The organism is Catenulispora pinisilvae, assembly GCF_015356865.1.
Classification (GTDB): Bacteria; Actinomycetota; Actinomycetes; order Streptomycetales; family Catenulisporaceae; genus Catenulispora; species Catenulispora pinisilvae.
In genome coordinates this window covers 1-18148 of sequence record NZ_JAAFZA010000213.1, presented here as the reverse complement: position 1 = coordinate 18148, position 18148 = coordinate 1, and the positions used below count along the sequence as shown (strand labels likewise).

The 18148-nt window shown below is 71.1% G+C and carries 11 protein-coding genes; 8 read left to right on the top strand and 3 right to left on the bottom strand.

Annotated features, from left to right (window positions below):
• The 3 genes from IZR01_RS38295 to IZR01_RS38285 all read right to left on the bottom strand — a co-directional run.
• Positions 1-473, bottom strand: a 473-nt coding sequence (locus tag IZR01_RS38295; RefSeq protein WP_194926709.1) for an MgtC/SapB family protein, incomplete at its 3' end; no start/stop codon positions are given.
• Between the two features lie 39 nt (positions 474-512).
• The gene (locus tag IZR01_RS38290) at positions 513-1754 is read right to left on the bottom strand and encodes an aminotransferase class I/II-fold pyridoxal phosphate-dependent enzyme (protein ID WP_194926708.1); all 1242 of its coding nucleotides are present in this window, start codon (positions 1752-1754) and stop codon (positions 513-515) included.
• Positions 1754-4009, bottom strand: coding sequence for a putative bifunctional diguanylate cyclase/phosphodiesterase (locus IZR01_RS38285; protein WP_194897265.1), 2256 nt, complete (start codon positions 4007-4009; stop codon positions 1754-1756). The genes IZR01_RS38290 and IZR01_RS38285 overlap by 1 nt, the downstream gene beginning before the upstream one ends.
• Before the next feature lie 212 nt (positions 4010-4221).
• Here IZR01_RS38285 and IZR01_RS53745 point away from each other — a divergent pair, with 212 nt between their 5' ends.
• The 8 genes from IZR01_RS53745 to IZR01_RS38245 form a co-directional block, all read left to right on the top strand.
• Positions 4222-7614, top strand: coding sequence for a DUF4132 domain-containing protein (locus tag IZR01_RS53745; protein ID WP_194926707.1), 3393 nt, complete (start codon positions 4222-4224; stop codon positions 7612-7614).
• A complete protein-coding gene (locus IZR01_RS53740; protein WP_194926706.1) occupies positions 7611-10994 on the top strand; it encodes a DUF4132 domain-containing protein in 3384 nt (1127 codons plus the stop codon). The genes IZR01_RS53745 and IZR01_RS53740 overlap by 4 nt, the downstream gene beginning before the upstream one ends.
• A complete protein-coding gene (locus tag IZR01_RS38270; RefSeq protein WP_194926705.1) occupies positions 10991-11593 on the top strand; it encodes a hypothetical protein in 603 nt (200 codons plus the stop codon). Before IZR01_RS53740 ends, IZR01_RS38270 begins: the two co-directional genes overlap by 4 nt.
• Entirely contained in the window at positions 11590-12633 is a 1044-nt protein-coding gene (locus IZR01_RS38265; protein WP_194926704.1) for a DUF4132 domain-containing protein, read from the top strand. The genes IZR01_RS38270 and IZR01_RS38265 overlap by 4 nt, the downstream gene beginning before the upstream one ends.
• Positions 12634-12884: 251 nt before the next feature.
• Positions 12885-13919 (top strand): ATP-binding protein, encoded by a 1035-nt coding sequence (locus IZR01_RS38260; RefSeq protein WP_369125510.1) that lies wholly within the window; start codon positions 12885-12887, stop codon positions 13917-13919.
• Complete coding sequence (locus IZR01_RS38255) at positions 13919-16336, top strand: DUF5682 family protein (protein WP_194926702.1); 2418 nt, start codon at positions 13919-13921, stop codon at positions 16334-16336. The genes IZR01_RS38260 and IZR01_RS38255 overlap by 1 nt, the downstream gene beginning before the upstream one ends.
• A 68-nt stretch (positions 16337-16404) precedes the next feature.
• On the top strand, positions 16405-17520 hold the full coding sequence (locus IZR01_RS38250) for a VWA domain-containing protein (RefSeq protein WP_194926710.1): 1116 nt from the start codon (positions 16405-16407) through the stop codon (positions 17518-17520).
• On the top strand, positions 17517-18148 hold a 632-nt coding region (locus tag IZR01_RS38245), incomplete at its 3' end, for an SWIM zinc finger family protein (protein ID WP_194926701.1). The genes IZR01_RS38250 and IZR01_RS38245, both read left to right, overlap by 4 nt.

Below are 18148 nucleotides of genomic sequence, written 5' to 3'. Positions count from 1 at the left end.
ACCACCACCTCATCATCGGCGAACCGCGAAGCCCACCGCCGTCCGTCAGCGAACTTCAGCAGCGGAATATGCCGCACCTCCAGCGCCAACAGCACCAGCGCCGTACCACCTGTGGCCAGCAGCAGTCTGCCGAAGCCGCAGGCGGCGCCGACGGCGGCGGCCGCGAAGATGGTGGCCGCCGTCGTCACGCCTTTGACGGTGTCGATGACGTGCCAGCGGGCGCCGACCGTGAGGTTGGGGCGGAAGACCACGCCGGCGCCGATGAAGCCGACGCCGGTGATCACGCCGGCCAGGGCGTTGGGGGCGTTGCCGTCTTTGGCCAGGACGGCGATGATCGCGCTGCCCACGCCGATCAGGGAGAAGGTGCGATCGCCCGCCGGGGAGCCGCGTAGGTCGCGCTCGAAGCCGAGCAGGTAGGTCAGGACGAAGGCCAGCGCGACGCGACCCAGTTCGCTCCAGCTGTCCAGGTTCATGTGCTCGGTTCCTCAGTTCCCTGTCGCCCCATGCCCGATTCAGCCGCCGGCCCCGTGATGCTCGGCTTTACGCAGCAGCGGAGCCAGCTCGGTAAGTGTCGCGTTCAACTGATCGATCTCCTCGTCGGTGTTCGCGGCGGTCACCTGGATCCGGAACCCTGCCTGGTCGCGCGGCACCAGCGGGTAAGCCGCCAGTGTGACGTAGATTCCCCGCTCCCAGAGCACTGATGCGATCTCGTCGATATCCGAGGGCTCCCGCGCGGGCAGCTCGATGATCGGGAACCCGCTGACGTTCGGCGTGTAGAGGCCGAGCTTGCGGACGTGGTCGATGACCCGTGCCGTCTTGTGCCACAACCTGCCCCGCACCTCCTCCCCGCGCTCCCGGTTCACCTTCAGCCCGGCCAGCACCGTGGCCAGCGAGGCGGTGGGGGAGGGGCCGGAGTAGAGGTACGGCGCCGCCGCGAACTTCAGGTACTCCTTCATCTGCGTCGGCAACGCCAGGAACGCCATCAGCGAGGAGTAGGCCTTCGAGAAGCCGCCGACCAGGACCAGCCCGTCGTAGGACTCCCCGAGGTGGCGCACGATGCTGTTCCCCAGCGCCCCGTAGGGCGAGGTCTCGGCCGGCGAGCGCTCGCCGATGACGCCGAAGCCGTGCGCGTCGTCCACGTACAGCAGCGCGTCCTCGGCCCGGCAGATGTCGGCGATCGCGGCCAGTCCGGGCTCGTTGCCGGACATGCTGTTGATGCCGTCCATGCACACCAGGCGGGGCAGGTCCTTGGGCGCCTTGCGCAGCGCCACGGCCAGGCCGCCGAGGTCGGTGGCGCGCCAGCGGTGCAGGGTGGCGCCGTTGCCGCGGGCCACCGAGCTGCCGTCGTAGATGGTGCGGTGCGCCTGCGCCTCGCAGAACACCGTGCCCTTGCCGGCCAGCACCGGGATCACCGTCATGTGGATGTGGGTGATGGTCGGCAGCACCAGTGTGTCAGGGGCCTGCAACAGGTCGGTGAGTTGTTCCTCGATCTCCAGGTACGGCTTGGGGTTTCCCAGCAGCCGGGACCAGCTCGGGTGCGTGCCCCACTTGGCTATCAGCTCCGCCGGGGCGGCCATGATCTCCGGGTCGACGTCGAACCCCAGGTAGTTGCAGGACGCGAAGTCGGACATCCAGTGGTCGCCGATCCGGATCCGCCTGGGCTCCTTCGTGTCCTGCTCCTCGATGACGGCGTCGTAGAACCGCGTGGTGTCCTTCAACCGGGCCAGCTCCGCCCAGACCTCATGCCGAGCCATCAGGTTTCTCCCATCTCTATAGTGGCCCACACCTCGGCCGTCTCTCCCAGCGGCACCGCCGGTGAGTAGAGGAAGCCTTGTGCGTAGGCGCACCCCATCTCGCGCAGCAGGTTCCGCTGCGCGACCGTCTCGACCCCCTCGGCCACCACGGCGATGTCCATGATCCCCGCGACATGGACGATTCCCCGCAGCAGCCGCTCGTGATCCGGTTTGTCCGCGATGAAGTCCACGAACGACTTGTCCGCCTTGATCACGTCGAATTTCAGGTCCCGCAGATACCCGATCGAGGAGTAGCCGGTCCCGAAGTCGTCGATGGCGATCCGCACCCCGAGCCGCGCCAGCCGCTGGAGGTCGACCAGGGCGTCGGCGGTGGCCTCGTGCAGGAAGACGTTCTCGGTGATCTCCACGGTGAGCCGGTCCGGCGGCAGCCCGGCCTCGCGCAGCGCCGAGCGCACGGTGTCGACGAACCGGCCGCCGCTGAACTGGTGCGGGGAGACGTTGACGGCCACGTACCCGAACCCGGCCGCGGCCGCGTCGGCGGTGGCCCGCCGCAGGATCCACGCCCCGATCGGGCTGATCTGCCCGGTCTCCTCGGCCACCGGCACGAAGTTCACCGGGGACAGCAGCCCGAGCTTCGGGTGCCGCCAGCGCACCAGCGCCTCGAACCCGACTACCCGCGGCGGCCCCTGCAACTGCACGATCGGCTGGTAGTGCAGTTCGAACTCGCCGAGCGCCAGCGCCCGGTCCAGCCCGGTGCGCAGGGCCAGGCGCTGGAGCGCGGCGTCGTAGAGACTGGGGTCGAACAGCCGCCAGGTGCCCTTGCCGTCCGCCTTGGCCGCGTACAACGCCAGGTCGGCGTTGCGGAACAGCACCTCCTCGGTGCCGCCGGCGCCGCCGGGGCTGGTCGCCACCCCGATGCTGGCCCGCACCGGCACCGGCGCCCCGGACAGCCGGAACGGCTCGGCCAGGACCCCGATCAGCCGCTGGGCCAGGGCCACGGCCGCCCCCTCGCTGGCGCCGTCGGACAGCAGCACCGCGAACTCGTCGCCGCCCAGGCGGATCGGCAGGTCACCGGGCCGCACCGCCCCGGCTATCCGCTGCGCGGCGGCCACCAGCAGCTCGTCCCCGACCTTGTGCCCCTGGGTGTCGTTGACCTCTTTGAAGTTGTCCAGGTCGATGAGCAGCATCGCGGCCACCCCGCCGGAGTCCTGGGCCCGGGCCAGCGCGCGCTCGGCCCGGTCCTGGAACCGCAGCCGGTTGCCCAGGCCCGTCAGCGAGTCCCGGTAGGCGCGGTACTTCAGCTCGCGCAGCATGGCCCGGGTGTGCGCGCGGTTGTCCAGCTCCCGGTTCTGCCGCCCGGCCAGATACAGCCGCATCAGCACCAGCAGGAACATCAGTGCCGAGGTCACGGCGATGACCGGGCCGTCGCGCAGCCCGTGCTCCAGCGCCTCGACCATCAGCACGGTCGGCGCGACCAGGGCCGCGACCGCCAGCGGGAGCACCCGGGAGCTGTCGGTGCGCCGGCTGCGGACCACCGGCTCGGTGAGCTCGGTCATCGACGGCGACAGCGCGGCCGCGCCCCAGGAGACGTAGAACAGCACCCAGCCCAGGTCGGCGGCCGAGCCCACGTGCCAGGTGCCGTACAGCCGGACCAGCGCGTAGGCGACGTCGGACCCGGTCAGCCCGAGCACGCCGAGCAGCAGCAGCCGCACCGCAGGTCCCCGCAGCCCGCCGCCGGTGGCCAGCCGCGCGGTCACCGCCAGCAGCATCACGTCGCCCAGCGGATAGGCGATGGACACCGCGTTGGCCAGCCAGGACTGGTCCCGGTCGGCCACGTTCGGGGTGATGATGTAGACCCAGAGCAACAGCGCCGCGGCCGTGGTCAGGATGACCGCGTCGATCAGCGCCGCCCGGTCGCGCAGCGGGCTGCGCCCCCGCACCATGAGCATCACGCCGCCGGCCGCCAGCGGGTAGGTCGCCAGGTAGATGCCGTCGGCCAGCGAGGGGAACGGCTCGACCTGGCTGAAGACGTCGGTCAGCAGGTTGTACGAGGTGTCCCCGCTGACCAGCGTCAGCATCGCCCCGGCCAGCAGGTACCAGGCGATCGGGGTGTGCGGATGGTACCGGCGGACGCCCAGCAGCACCGCCCCGACCGCGCCCAGGCCGATGACGGTCCAGGTGAGCAGGTGCAAACTGGGAACCGAGTAGTAGAAGACGGTCCACAGCGCCATGAATGCCGCGAACCGGAGCGCCATAGGTTCGAGGGGATCATGCACCCGAACGGGTCAGCAACTTGAGGGCTGCGTGGGGATGACGGCAAGCCGCCGGTAATAGCCCGGGCCGTCCTGTGGTCACTTCTACCCACAACGCACGGGACCCCGCCACCGCTGTCGGCTCGCCTCGCTATGGTTCTGGCCATTCGGGCGGGCGCTGTGTTTGCCGGCGGATAAGGGGCTTGGGAGGGCTAGTGGGGAACGTCCTGGAACCGGTGGCGGCCGTCGCAGGGTTGTTCGAGAAACGGTTTGATCCTCGCGCGCTGGTGATACCCAGGCGCGACGGGAGATCGGGGGCCGCGGCCGACCCCGTCGCGCTCGCCCCGGACGCCGTCGCGGACTTCGAACGCGTATTCGCCAAGGCGGCACCGGCCGTCGAACTCGTACTCGGCCACGACGGCACCGCCGACGACCTCGCCGACGTCATGCGGCAGCCCGGGTTCGGCGATCTGACCGTGATGACGGCGAAGCAGGCTGCGATCGCCGCGGCCATCGTGCTCTACGACGCGCCGAAGAACTACGAGCCCTACATCCTGGTGGACGCCTGGGTCGTCGCACGCGGCGCTCCGTTCGCCGCCCGCGCGACCGTCGAGCTCGGTGGCTTCGCGGTCTGGATCCCGCACAAGGGCCGCAAGGGCGCCCCGGCCCTGCACCGTAAGAACCACGACGCCGCCAACCCGCAGGAACGGTTCGCGATGGCCGCGCGGATGCGCCGCCACCTCGTGGCCGCCGATGCCGACGACCACGTCGCCGCCGGCTTCGACGTCAGTACTCTGCGACGCGTGGCGACCGTCCGGAACGCCGTCGCCTCCTTCCTGTTCCCCGAGCGGGACGACTGGGTCGACGCGGACATCGCCAGCTTGCTCAGCGGCGGCTGGGCGGCCCGCGACGGCCTGGCGGCCTGGCTGCTGATGGCCGCGGTGACCCACTCCCGGCAGAGCGAGCGGTTGGCGAAGTGGGCGCACGCCGACGCGCTCCGGCTGTGCTCGGCGGCGACCGCGACCATGGTGGCCACCGTCGGGCTGGACGTGATCCCCTCGATCGCGAGCTGGGCCGAGGACTACTGGGACGGCGTCGAGCCCCGGCAGCGCGTGCAGCGGCTGCTCGCCGGCTTCGACAGCGACGCGGCCTTCCAGGCGCTGCTCGCCCAGCTGAACTATCGCGGCACGGCAGCCGTGCTCGCCGAGGCCGCCCAACGGTTCCCGGAGCGCGGGATCCGGCTGCTCGCCGAGCAGACCCCGGACCAGCCGGGGCCGCGGACCGCCGTGGAACGGGTGCTGCGGCTGACGGTCACCAGCCGCCCGGACGCGGCCCGCACCGTCGCGCCGGGGCTGGCCGACGAGCCCCGGGCCCGGGTCGAGAGGCTGTTGAACGCGGTCGTCGCGGCGCTGCCCGAGGCGGCCGCGGACACCCTGCCGGATCTGCTCCTCACCCCGCCGTGGGAGCGGGATCGGGATGCGGTGAAGCCTGTTATTGTCAAAGGCCTGACCGCTCCGGAGAGCAGGGCGGTCGTCTGGTTGAACGACCAAGAACGCGAGGAATGGCGCGCCGACGCAATCCCGGTGCCGCACCACGAGAACCAGGACTGGGGCAAGCTGCTCGCCAAGGCCCTGGGCCGCCGGAGCGCCTACCACCTCATGCTGATCGTCGTGCGTGGCCCGGAGAAGGAGGCCCGCCAAGCGCTCAGGAACCTCTACGTCGGCTACTACTACGACGCTCTCGAATGGGGTAGTACGGCTACCGCACGCTTCGGCCTGGACGCCTACGACGCGGTGATCAGCGCCGTGCGCAACGTCCCGCTCGAGAACGCGTCGCTGCTCATGCCGTTCGCCTGCTCCGAAATCGCGCCGCTGGCCGCCGACTGGAATCAGCGGGCGAAGACGCTCCGCTCCTCGGCGCAGGCCTGGATGCGCCGGCATCCCGAGCTCACTGCTCGAACCCTGATACCAACGGCCCTCGGCAAGGCCGGTCGGGCCCGGCAGGCCGCCGAGGGCGCGTTGCGCTTCCTGGTCGCCGCCGGTTTCGAGGAGCAGATCCGAGCCGAGGCCGCGACCTACGGCGCCGAAGCCGAGGCTGGCGTCGTCCAACTGCTCGCGCAGGACCCACTGCTCGCCGCGCTCCCGAAGACCATGCCGGAGCCGCCGAGCTGGGCCGAGCCCGACAGTCTGCCGCAGCTGTTGGTAGCCGGACGCAAGGAGGCGCTGCCGTCGCGGGCCGTGCGGAATGTGGTCCGGATGCTCATCATCTCCAATGCCGAGGATCTGTATCCCGGTCTGGAGCAGGTGAAAGAACTCTGCGATGCCCGCTCACTCGCCGACTTCGCCTGGGCCCTGTTCGAGAACTGGCAGACCGCCGACTACCCGGCGAAGCAGTCCTTCGCGATGGACGCGCTGCGCTGGCTCGGCGGCGACGAGGCCGTGCGCCGTCTGTCCCCGCTGATCCGGGTCTGGCCCGGCGACGGCGGCCACGCGCGGGCCGTCGCGGGACTGGACGTGCTGGCCGCGATCGGCGGCGACACCGCGCTGCTGCACCTCTACGGGATCTCGCAGAAGGGCAAGTTCCGCGGCCTGAAGGACAGCGCCCTGGAGCGGGTCGAGGCCATCGCCAAGGACTTGCGCCTGACCCGCGACCAGCTCGGCGACCGGCTGGTCCCCGATCTCGGGCTGGACGCCGCCGGCTCGCTGGAGCTGGACTACGGCCCGCGCCGGTTCCGGGTCTTCTTCGACGAACAGCTCAAGCCCGGTGTCACCGACGAGAACGGCAAGCGGCTGAAGTCCTTGCCGAAGCCCGGCGTGAAGGATGACGCCGAGCTGGCCCCGGCCGCATACCAGCGATTCAGCGGCCTGAAGAAGGACGTGCGGACGCTGGCCGCCGACCAGATCGCCCGGCTGGAGCTGGCGCTGGTGGCCCGGCGTCGCTGGAGCAAGGCGGACTTCCAGGAGTACTTCGTCAGGCATCCGTTGCTGCGCCACCTCGTCCGGCGGCTGGTCTGGTCGGACTTCCGGCCGGACGGCACCGGGGTCCGCGGCACCTTCCGGCTCGCCGAGGACGACTCCTACGCCGACGCCGCCGATGACCCCTACCCCCTGCCCGACGATGCCCTGATCGGCGTCGCACACCCGGTGGACCTCGGCGACGATCTGTCGCGCTGGTCGGAGCTGTTCGCCGATTACGAGATCCTGCAACCCTTCCGCCAGCTCGGCCGACCGGTCCACGCACTCACCGCCGACGAAGCCGAAGGCAGACTCCTGACCCGCTTCGCCGGGATCCGGACGCCGACGGGCAAGGTGCTCGGCCTGGAACGCCGCGGCTGGACCCGCAGCGAGCCGGCCGACGGTGGCTGGCAGGGCTACCTGCTCCGCGACCTGCCCGACGGCCGCTCGCTGGTCGTCGAGCTGGACCCCGGCTTCACCGCGGGGTGGGCCGGCCAGGGCGAGGACCAGGAACTGCGGCGCGCGTGGATCGCCGGGAACACCTTCAGCTACGGGTACTGGCGGTCCGAGGACGCCGCCGAACCGCTGTCGTCGCTGGATCCGGTGACCGCCTCGGAGGTCCTGAACGACCTGAGCGAGGTGACCGGGACGTGATTCAGGGCCTGGAGCTTCCACCGGCCTACCAGCGCGTCAAGCCGATCGAGCGCGGCCGATGCCGTCCCGGCGGGGTAGCCGCACCGGATGCCGAGGCGCTGCGGAAGCTGTACGAACGCCGCCGGAACACGGTCGCCGCCCACCAGTCCACGATCGACTCCGCTCTGAACCACGCCGGCAGCGACCAGGCCACCGTCCGGATGATGACGGGGGTGGACTTCGGCGACCTGGGCTCGATGACCCCGCAACAGGCCGCTTACGCCGAAGCGACGCTCCTGCATCTGGACGGGTTCGGGGAAGACCACGCGATCGGTGCCTGGAACCACGTGCGCGGTGTGTCTTTCGCGCTGGAGGCCTTCGCAGGGTACTGCTTGCTGAGGCCGGGCAGCCGCTCCCACCTTTTGGATTTCATGGCGCCGGCCCGGCAGCTGCTGGATCTCGTGCGCTCGGCGCCGGACGACATCCATGCCGAGGCCATGGCCGTCGCCGCTCGCTTGCGGGGGCAGAACGGGACCGGCGGTGGGTTTGTCAAGGTACTCACAACGTTCTTCTTCTCCGAGCGTTCGGACCAGGATGGGACCGGCAGCGGGTTCGTCCGGGCCCTCACGACGTTCCTGTTCCCCGAGCGTTCGGACTGGTTCACCGCGGACCTTGGCGCGGCGGGCTTGGGCCTGCTCCCGGCTACCGGACTCGTGCCGTCCGTAGTCACCGCTGAGCAGGCCGCCATCGTCGGCAAGCTGGTGCAGGACGGCCCGAAGTGGGCGTGGGACGGCGATGAGGCGGTCGAGCTGACGTTCCTGAACATCGCCGGTGCCCGGGCGCTGCCGTTACTGCTCGCCTGGCACGACGGTCAGAGGGATAAGGAAAGGCTGCTGAGCGAGCCCAGGAAGAAAGCCCTGGAGCTGATCTCCCGGGTTCCGGGCGACGGTGCGATGCTGGCGCTCGCCGAGCGGGACGACGGCCGCCCGGAGAGGCTGGCCTACCTGCATTCCGCCGCGGAACGCTTCCCGGACAGCGCGCTTCGGGTGCTGTCCGCGATGACGGCGACGCAGGCCTCGACTCAGGTCATCGCCGCCGTCGTGGCCGCCGATCCGGACCGGGCCCGGGCCATGCTGCCTGTGCTGAGCGAAGCGGCGCGGGAGCGGGTCGCGGCCGTCATCGAGCAGAACTCGGTCGGCATCGCGACGCTAAGCCAGATCCCTGAGATCCTCGTCCGGCCGCCGTGGTCGGACCCGAAGGCCAAGCGGCCGAAGCCGGTCGTGGTCGAAGGCCTGATGCCGTCGCCTGACGTCGACGTGGTCTGGCTGCCCGGCGAACGTGAGCTGTGGCTCGGCCAAGGAGCCTCCGGCTGGGAGCCGCGCCAAGGCTGGCCGGCGATCGCCGAGCGGATCGCCGAGTGGCGCGGGCAGCCGGAGAAGACGGCCGACGACCCCATGACGCCGGTGGCGCTCTACTTCGCCGCCTACGCTCCGCCGTCACTGGTCGGGCCGCTGCTGAAGGACGGCTGGCGGCCGCCGTTACGCCGCGCCGACGATCGCGCTCGTGCGTTCGTCGCCCGGTACGAACTGCGGGCACTGCCGACCGTGATGGCGATCAGCGGGCTGCCCGGGGTCCGGGCCCGGCTGCTCCAGCCGTTCGTCAGCGCGGACCTCGCCGTGTCCCTGGTCGAGGGGATGACGCGGCGCCGGAGCCTGGCGCGCGGGGCGGCTCTGGGCTGGCTGCGCCGTCATCCCGAGGCCGCCGTGCGTCATCTGCTGCCGACCGCGCTGGGCAAGGCGGGCTTGCCACGGCGCAACGCCGAGGCCGCGTTGCGCTGGCTGGCCGCCGAGGGCGTGGAGGTCGTGGGCTTGGCCGGTGCCACGCACGGCGCCACAGCCGGTGTGGCGGCGAAAGAACTGATGACTGACGGTGCGCTCGGCACGTTCCCGCGCACCATGCCCGAGACTCCGGCGTGGGCCAGACCGTCGGTGCTGCCGACGATCCGGCTCAAGGACGGGACGGCCGCGCTGCCGCCGTGCGCGGTGCGGACCGTGGTGGAGATGCTTCAGATCTCCAAGCCCGAGGCGCCTTATCCGGGCCTGGAGATCGTCAAAGAACTCTGCGACGACTCCTCGCTGGGCGAATTCGTCTTCACGCTGTTCCAGAACTGGCAGGAGTCGGGCCCCCCGGACCGGCATCACTGGGCCGTCGATGCCATGGGTCAGCTCGGCGACGATGGCACTGTGGACCGGTTGGAGGCGCTGATCGGTCCCTGGACTACGGACCGCCACTACCGGCTGGTCGACGACGCCCTGATGGCGCTGGGCATGATCGGCGGGGACCGGGCCCTGGCCGCCCTGCACGCGGTGGTCCAGAAGGGCCGGCGCAAGGCGGTCCGGCGCCGGGCCGAGGGCCGCTTCCAGGACGTCGCCCAATCGCTGGACCTCACGGCCGACGAGCTCGCCGACCGCGTCGTCCCGACCCTCGGCCTGAGCGCCGACGGCACGCTGCGCCTGGACTACGGCCCGCGCTCCTTCGACGTCGGGTTCGATGAAGTGCTGCGGCCGCGGATCACCGACGAGGCGGGCAAGGTGCTCGCGCGGATGCCGCGGCCGGTCAAGACCGACGACCAGGAACTGGCGAAGGCGGCGTACCAGCAGTTCACGGAGCTCAAGAAGGCGGCGCAAACCGTTGCCACGGACCAGATCCAGCGGCTGGAGAAGGCGATGTTCACCCGGCGGCGCTGGGAGCCGGACGGCTTCGCCGCGCACCTGGTCGCGCATCCGCTGCTCCGGCACCTCGTGCGGCGCCTGGTGTGGGGCGTCTACGCGGCCGACGGCTCGGTGATCGGCTCCTTCCGGGTCGCCGAAGACCTCAGCTACGCCGACGCCCACGACGCGCACTACGAGATCCCCGGAGGCGCCACGCTGGGCGTCGCGCACCCGGTGGAACTCGGGCCGGTCGTGGACCGGTGGTGCGAACTGTTCGCCGACTACGAGATTCTGCAACCGCTGGACCAGTTGGGCCGGCCGGCGCTGGGGCTGACCCAGGCCGAGCTGGCCGGCCGGACGCTGACCCGGTTCGAGCACGTCGTGCTGACCCCGGCGCAGGTGGCCGTCCTGGAACCGCGCGGCTGGTACAACGGCCCGGTCGGCGACCCGCCGGTGTGGCCGCGGTTCGTACGGCCCCTGGGTGACGACCGCTACGTCATCCTGGACATCTCGCCGGGACTGAGGGGCGGGGTGGCGATCGGCTCGGGCTACCAGAACGTCCAGCGGGTCTGGCTCAGCGTGGCCGCCGAGGACGCCTCGTTCGAGCTGCACTCGGTGCCGCTGTCCGAACTCGGCGCCGCGCAGGCCTCGGAGATCCTGTGGGACCTGGCCGAAGTGAGCGCTCGATGAGCGGCACCGCCTTCCTGAACGAGGATCCTGACAAGGCTGATAGCGCTGATAGCGCTGACAACGCCTTCGAGCTCCCTGATTGCTACCGCCAAGTCGGCGCTTGGGATCGCACGCGGTCCCCGTCTGCCGAGGCCGCGTCGATCCAGGACCGGGCGCGGCAGATGCGGGAGTTCAGCAGCCGACACCCGCTGGACCGCCGGGTGGTCGCCGCTTCGTTGGCCTCACTGCAAAGCGATCCTGATCTCGTTGCGGCGGTGGCCGGTGTCGGCTTCTCCGACCTCGACACGCTGACTCCGTTGCAAGCCGCGGTGGTGGAGGTCGCGGCGCACCGTTGGGGCCGCGCCGATCAACTCATGGTCGTTCTGTGGGGCGCGACCCGCGGACCGGCCTTCGCTTTGGCGGCTGTCATCGAGTACTGCCGACTGGAGAATCCGGGCTACGCGAGCTTCGTCGCACCGGCCGTGCAGGCCCCGGATCTGTTCCAGCACTGGGCCAAAGCCTTGGAGCTGTCGGAGTTGTTGGGATCAGCTCCGGACGCGGAGTACTCCGAGGCGGAGGCGTCGCCGAGCGGTGGCGTGACGTCGAGCCCAGTGGCTTGACCAGGGCCCTGACATCCTTCCTGTTCCCCGAGCGCACCGACTGGTTCCGGGCCGACCAGCTCGCCGACCGGGTGGTGCCGACGTCCGGACTGGCCGCCGCCCAGAGCACGGTGCATCTGGACTATGGCCGGCGCAGCTTCACGCTATCCTTCGACGAGTCGCTGCGGCCGCTGGTCACCGACGAGACCGGCGCGCTGATGAAGACCCTGCCCAAGCCCGGCAAGCTGGACGACCCCGAACGGTCGGCTGCCGCCTACGAGAAGTTCTCGACGCTGAAGACCGAAGCACGGGTCGTCGCGATAGAGCAGATCAAGCGCTTGGAGCAGGCGATGACCGGCGGTCGGCGGTGGCGCCCGCAGGACTTCGCCGCCTATCTCGTCCCGCATCCGCTGCTCCAGCACCTCGTGCGGCGTCTGGTGTGGGGCGTCTATGCCGAGGACGGGTCAATATCCGGCGCGTTCCGGGTCGCCGAGGACCTGACTTTCGCAGACATCGACGATGCGCATTACGAGGTCCCCGAAGGCGCCCTGATCGGCGTCGCGCATCCTGCGGACTTGGGGAACGCGTCGGGGCGGTGGCTTGTGGTGTTCTCCGACTACGAGATCCTTCAGCCGTTCGACCAGTTGCTCCGGCCGCCGCTGGAACTGACGGCACAGGAGCATGACGGCTACCGCTTGGTGCGGCCGTGCATAAGCCCCGACGCTCGTCCCGGTAGTCATGAACTGGGGGAGGTGCGTTCGCTGCCGATGAAGTTCGAGGACCTGGCGACGTCGCGCGGGTGGCGGCGCGGGCCGATCGGCGGCGACCGGCTGTGGGACCGCTTGCTCCGCCCGGTCGGTGCCGGGCGGCACGTGGTCATGGAACTCGTACCGGGTCTGGAAGCCGGCGCCCCGATGGAATCCCCTTACCAGGCCATCAGCGCGGTCTGGGTGAGTACCACCGGCGACCACCCCGAATTCGAGAAGCACGCCCTGCCGTGGTCGGAGCTGGACCCGGCGACCGTCTCACGGATCCTGCGCGATCTGGAAGCGCTTGGGTGATCCATGAAGGCCGCCGCGCACATAGCATTCGGTCACCGTCCGATTCCCGGGTGGTCGGATCCGTTCGCCACACTCGGATCCGTGACCGCATCGGAAACACTCCGCGTTCTGACCGAGGTGACCGCACAGTGACCGCCAAGCACACCGCCGGGACTGCCGCGACGGACCCGGCCTCGTCCCCGGACCGGGGTCCGGACCCCGACGGCAAGCGCGTCCAGCGCCCGGCCGCCGAGGTCCGCTACGCCGCCGAACTGGCCCGGCTGCGCGCCGACGACCAGGGCGAGCGGCCTCCGGGCTGGGGATTGAGCCTGCGCGCGGCCAGGCGTTTCATCCTGGGCGAGGAACAGGCCGGTATTAGCCGCAAGTTCGTCGGCGACCCCTCGCTGATCGACCGCGCGCTGGTGTCGCTGGCCACCAGCAGAGGCCTGATGCTGGTCGGCGAGCCCGGCACGGCCAAGTCGCTGCTGTCCGAACTGCTGGCCGCGGCGGTCAGCGGGGACTCGACGCTGACCATCCAGGGCGGCGCGGCCACCACCGAGGACCAGATCAAGTACTCGTGGAACTACGCGTTGCTGGTCGCCGAGGGGCCCTCGACGAAGTCGCTGGTCCCGGCCCCGCTCTACCGGGGCATGACCGAGGGCCGGGTGGTGCGGTTCGAGGAGATCACCCGCTGCCCGCTGGAGGTCCAGGACTGCCTGCTCTCGCCGTTGTCCGACCGGGTGCTGGCGGTCCCGGAGCTGAGCGGCGACGACGCGCTGGTGTTCGCCCGCGAGGGGTTCAACGTCATCGCGACCGCGAACACCCGCGACCGCGGCGTGAACGAGATGAGCGCGGCCCTGAAGCGGCGCTTCAACTTCGAGACCGTGTTCGCGATCACCGATTTCGCCACCGAACTCGCGCTGGTCGAGCAGGAGGCGACGCACCTGTTGCAGGGCTCCGGCGTCACGGTGCCGCCGCGCCGCGACGTGTTGGAGGTGCTGGTCACCGCGTTCCGCGAACTGCGGGACGGCAAGACCGGCCGGGGCGACGCGATGGAGCGGCTGTCGTCGGTGATGAGCACGGCCGAGGCGGTGGCGGTGGCGCACGCCGTCGGGCTGCGCGGCTGGTTCCTGCGCGGGGATGCCGGGACGGCCGCGGACATCGTGGAGTGCCTGGCCGGGACCGCGGCCAAGGACAACGGCGACGATCTGGCCAAGCTGCGCACCTATCTGGAGCAGCACGCGCAGCGCCGCAAGGGCGACCAGTGGCAGGAGCTCTACGACTCGCGGCACCGGCTGCCCGGCTGATGACGTCCCCTGAGAAGGTGTCCACTGAGAAGGCGTCCGGGCAGCCGATCGGGAACCTGACCGTCATCGGCGTCCGGCACCACAGCCCGGCGTGCGCGGGGCTGGTCCGGGAAGCGATCGAGCGGCTGCGGCCGGCGCACGTGCTCATCGAGGGCCCGTCCGACATGAACGACCGGATCGGCGAGTTCTTACTCGGTCACGAGCTGCCGGTCGCGGTGTTCACGTCGGTGCGGGACGGTCTGACGGCGCGCGGGTCGTGGTCGCCGTTCTGCGAGTACTCGCCGGAGTGGGTCGCGCTGACCGACGGCACGCGGGCCGGGGCCGAGGTGCGGTTCATCGACCTGCCGGCCTGGGATCCGGCGTTCCAGACGCTGACCAACCGGTACGCCGACGCCGAACTGCGGTTCACGCAGGTCGTGGCCGATCTGTGCCGGCAGTTCGGGATGGACAACCTGGACACGTTGTGGGATCACCTCGCGGAGATTGAGGCCTCTGATACCTCGGCGGTCGAGCTCGCCGAGCGGTTGAACACGTACTTCGATCTGGTCCGGGCCGCGTCCGACGCTGATCGGGCGGAGCCGGCACCGGAGGAGTCGGCACCGGGCGAGCCGACACGGGACGAGCCGGCACCGGAGGAGCCGACGTCCGACGAGATTCGCGAGCGGTACATGGCGAAGTGGATTTCGGCGGCGCTCCGGCGGTCCCCGGATCGGCCGGTTCTGGTGGTGTGCGGCGGGTTCCACCGACCCGCGTTGCTGCGGCTGGCGGCCTCGTACGCCGCCGCCGCTCCGTACCCCGACGCCGAGTGGCCCGCCCCTACGCCGATCGACGCCGACTCGGCCGTCAGCTATCTCGTGCCGTACTCGTTCAAGCGCCTCGACGCCTTCGACGGCTACCAGTCCGGCATGCCGTCCCCGGGGTACTACCAGCGGCTGTGGGACCTGGGACCGCGTGCGGCCGCCACGGCGCTGACCGAAGAGGTCGTGCAGCGGCTGCGCAAGCGTAAGCAGGTGGTCTCGACCGCCGACCTCATCGCGGCGCGGGTCACCGGCGAAGGGCTGGCGGCCGTCCGCGGCCACCGGCAGCCGGCCCGCGCCGATCTGCTCGACGGCCTGGTGTCGGCGTTGGTCCAGGAGGCGCTGGACCAGCCGCTGCCCTGGACCGGGCGTCGGCTGCTGGCGCCGGGGACGCATCCGGTGGTCGTGGAGATGGTCGCGGCGCTGTCCGGCGACCAGGTCGGACGGCTGCACGCGGACACGCCGCTGCCGCCGTTGGTGCACGACGCCGAAGCGGAGTTGGAGCGGCACGGGCTGACCGGTCAGAACTCTGTCACGCTCGACCTGACGGTCACCGACGAGCGGGACGCGTCCCGGCTGCTGCACCGTCTCAGGGTTCTGAGCATCCCCGGCTACCACCGGGTCTCCGGCCCGGATCCGGCCGCCGAGGACAGCACGTTCACCGAGGAGTGGCGGATCACCGCCGAACAGGACCGGCTGGCGGCCCTGATCGAGGCCGGCGGCCACGGCCCCACGGTCGAGCTGGCGGCGACGGCCCGGCTCGGGGAACGCGTGCGGTCCGGCGGCAGCCTGGAGGTTTCGGCGCGGGCCCTGTTCGACGCGGTGCTGTGCGGGATCGAGGACCTGTCGGCCGAAGTGCTCACCGCGCTGGCGGCATCCGTGGGCGGCGGCAAGGAGGCCGAGCCGCTGGGCGAGGTGTTGGCCGCGGTGCTCGGGCTGTGGCGGCACGACCGGCTGCTGGACGCGCAGCAGTCTGCGACGCTCGGGACGGTGATCGCCGCCGCCGTGGACCGCTTGCTGTGGCTGGTGGAATCGGCGCCGGGCGCGCCCGGCTCGCCGGCCCAGCCGCGCCGGATCGCGGCGGTGCGCGCGGTGCGGGACGCCATGCGGCACGCGGCGTCCCGGCTCGGGCTGGATCCGGTGCGGGCCCTGGAGGTCATGGCGCGGGTCGCCGACAACGCCGAGGCCGGACCGGACATGCGGGGCGCCGCGTTCGGGTTCGGCTGGTCCCTGGGTTCGCCGCCCCCGGACGCCGAGCGCACGATCCGGGCCGCCGGCACGCCGGCCAGCCTCGGGGACTGGCTGGGCGGGCTGTTCGCGCTGGCGCGGGAGCAGTGCCTGGAGGAGGCGTCGGTGCTGCCGGTGCTGAACGATCTGGTCACGGCGATGACGGATCGCGACTTGCTGGTGGCCCTGCCTGCGCTGCGGCAGGCGTTCGCGTACTTCCCGCCTCGGGAGCGGGAGACGATCGCCGGGCAGGTGCTGTGGTTGTACGGGGTCGAGGGGTCGGCGCGGTCGCTGGTGCGCGGCGGCGTCGACGATCCGATCGCGCTGGCGCGGGGACGGGAGCTGGACAGCCATGTGCAGGCGGTGCTGGAACGAGAGGGGCTGCTTCGGTGACGGCTGGTTCACAGCATCCTGAGTCCCTTCCCGATCCGGAGGCGGCTGCCGCGCTGGAGCGGTGGCGGATGATCCTCGGGGCCCCGGCGTCCGGATACGGCCCGCTGGCCGGGGAGAACGCCTCGCGCGACGCGGCGCTGGACTGGCTCTACGGCCGGGACGAGGACCTGGCGCGGCGCGGCGTCCGCAAGGGCGGCGCGGGGTCCGCTGACCCGGCGAAGGGTCAGGGCGGCAGCGGGGACTCGGTACTCACCACGGTCGACTGGCTGGAGGGGATCACGAAGCTGTTCCCCAAGGAGACCGTCGACCGGCTGACCCGGGACGCGGTGGACCGGTATCAGATCCATGACATCGTCACCGACCCGAAGGTGTTGGAGCGGGTCGAGCCGAGTCCGGTGTTGCTGAAGGCCGTGCTGCGGACCAAGCACCTGATGGACCCGAAGGTGCTGGAACTGGCCCGCAAGCTGGTCGCCGCGGTGATCGAGGAACTGATGCGCAAGCTGGCCACCGAGGTGCGCACGGCGTTCTCCGGGGCCCGGCTGCGGCGGCCGTCGCAGGTGCGGCTGGCACGGAACTTCGACGTGAAGCGCACGCTGCGCGGCAACCTCGGCCACTACCAGCCGCAGGAGCGCAAGCTCTACATCGAGGACGCGCACTTCTTCACCCGGTCGCGCCGGCACGTCGACAACTGGCAGGTGATCCTGCTGGTCGACCAGTCGGGCTCGATGCTGTCGTCGGTGATCCACTCGGCGGTCACGGCCGCCTGCCTGTGGGGACTGCCGGGCGTGCGCACGCACCTGGTCGCGTTCGACACGGCGGTGGTGGACCTGACCAGCGACGTCACCGATCCGGTGGAGCTGCTGATGAAGGTCCAACTCGGCGGCGGCACAGACATCTCCGGCGCCATCCGCTACGCCTCGGAGCTGGTGGCCAACCCGCGCCGTACGATCGTGGTCCTCATCTCGGACCTGTACGAAGGCGGCAGCGAAGCCGGCCTGCTGCGCGGCGCCCGCTCCCTGATCGAACAGGGCTGCCGCTTCCTCGCGCTGTGCGCCCTGGACGAGGAGGCCGCCCCCGCCTTCGACCGCACCATGGCCGAGCGGCTGGCAGCCCTCGGCGCCTACGTCGGCGCCATGACGCCGGGGGAGCTGGCGGCCTTCGTGGCGGAGGCGGTGAACTCGTGACTGACGTCCTCACCCGTGCGGACCTGCTGGCGCTGACCGAGGACGCCCTCGTGTCGCTCACCAACCGCGGCCTGTACAAGCGGGCGGCGAAGGAGGTCACGGCCGGCACCGGCCCGACCATCGCCACAGACGCTGAAACGGTACGCGGCACCTTCCCCGACGGCGTCATCTGCGCCCTGCCCCCCGGCGGCCTGGAGGGGGCGGACTGCACCTGCGGCGCCTCCGGTGCCTGCCGCCACGTGGTGGCGGTGGTGCTGGCGTATCAGGCCACGACATCGACCGGCGACCCGAACGAGTTCGAACAGTGGTCCCCCGCCGAATTCCCCGACGACCACCTCGAGGCGCTACTCGGCAAACGCACCTTCACCATCGCCCGCCGCCGCCACGCAACCGGCTACCTGGCCCGCATCCACGTCCCCACCGCCACCGAACCGGTCCCCTGGGTCGAACTCCCCAACTGCTCAGTCCGCTTCCTGGTCCCCCACGACCTCGCCTACGCCCGCAGTGACGCCCGCGACACCAAGGAGGCGGTGGCACTCGCGGTGTGGGCCTGGCGCGCTTGGGCGGAGCGGGCGGGGGAGGTGCAGGACCGGCACTTCGCGGTCGGGGGTGTTGAGGCGCGGGTCGG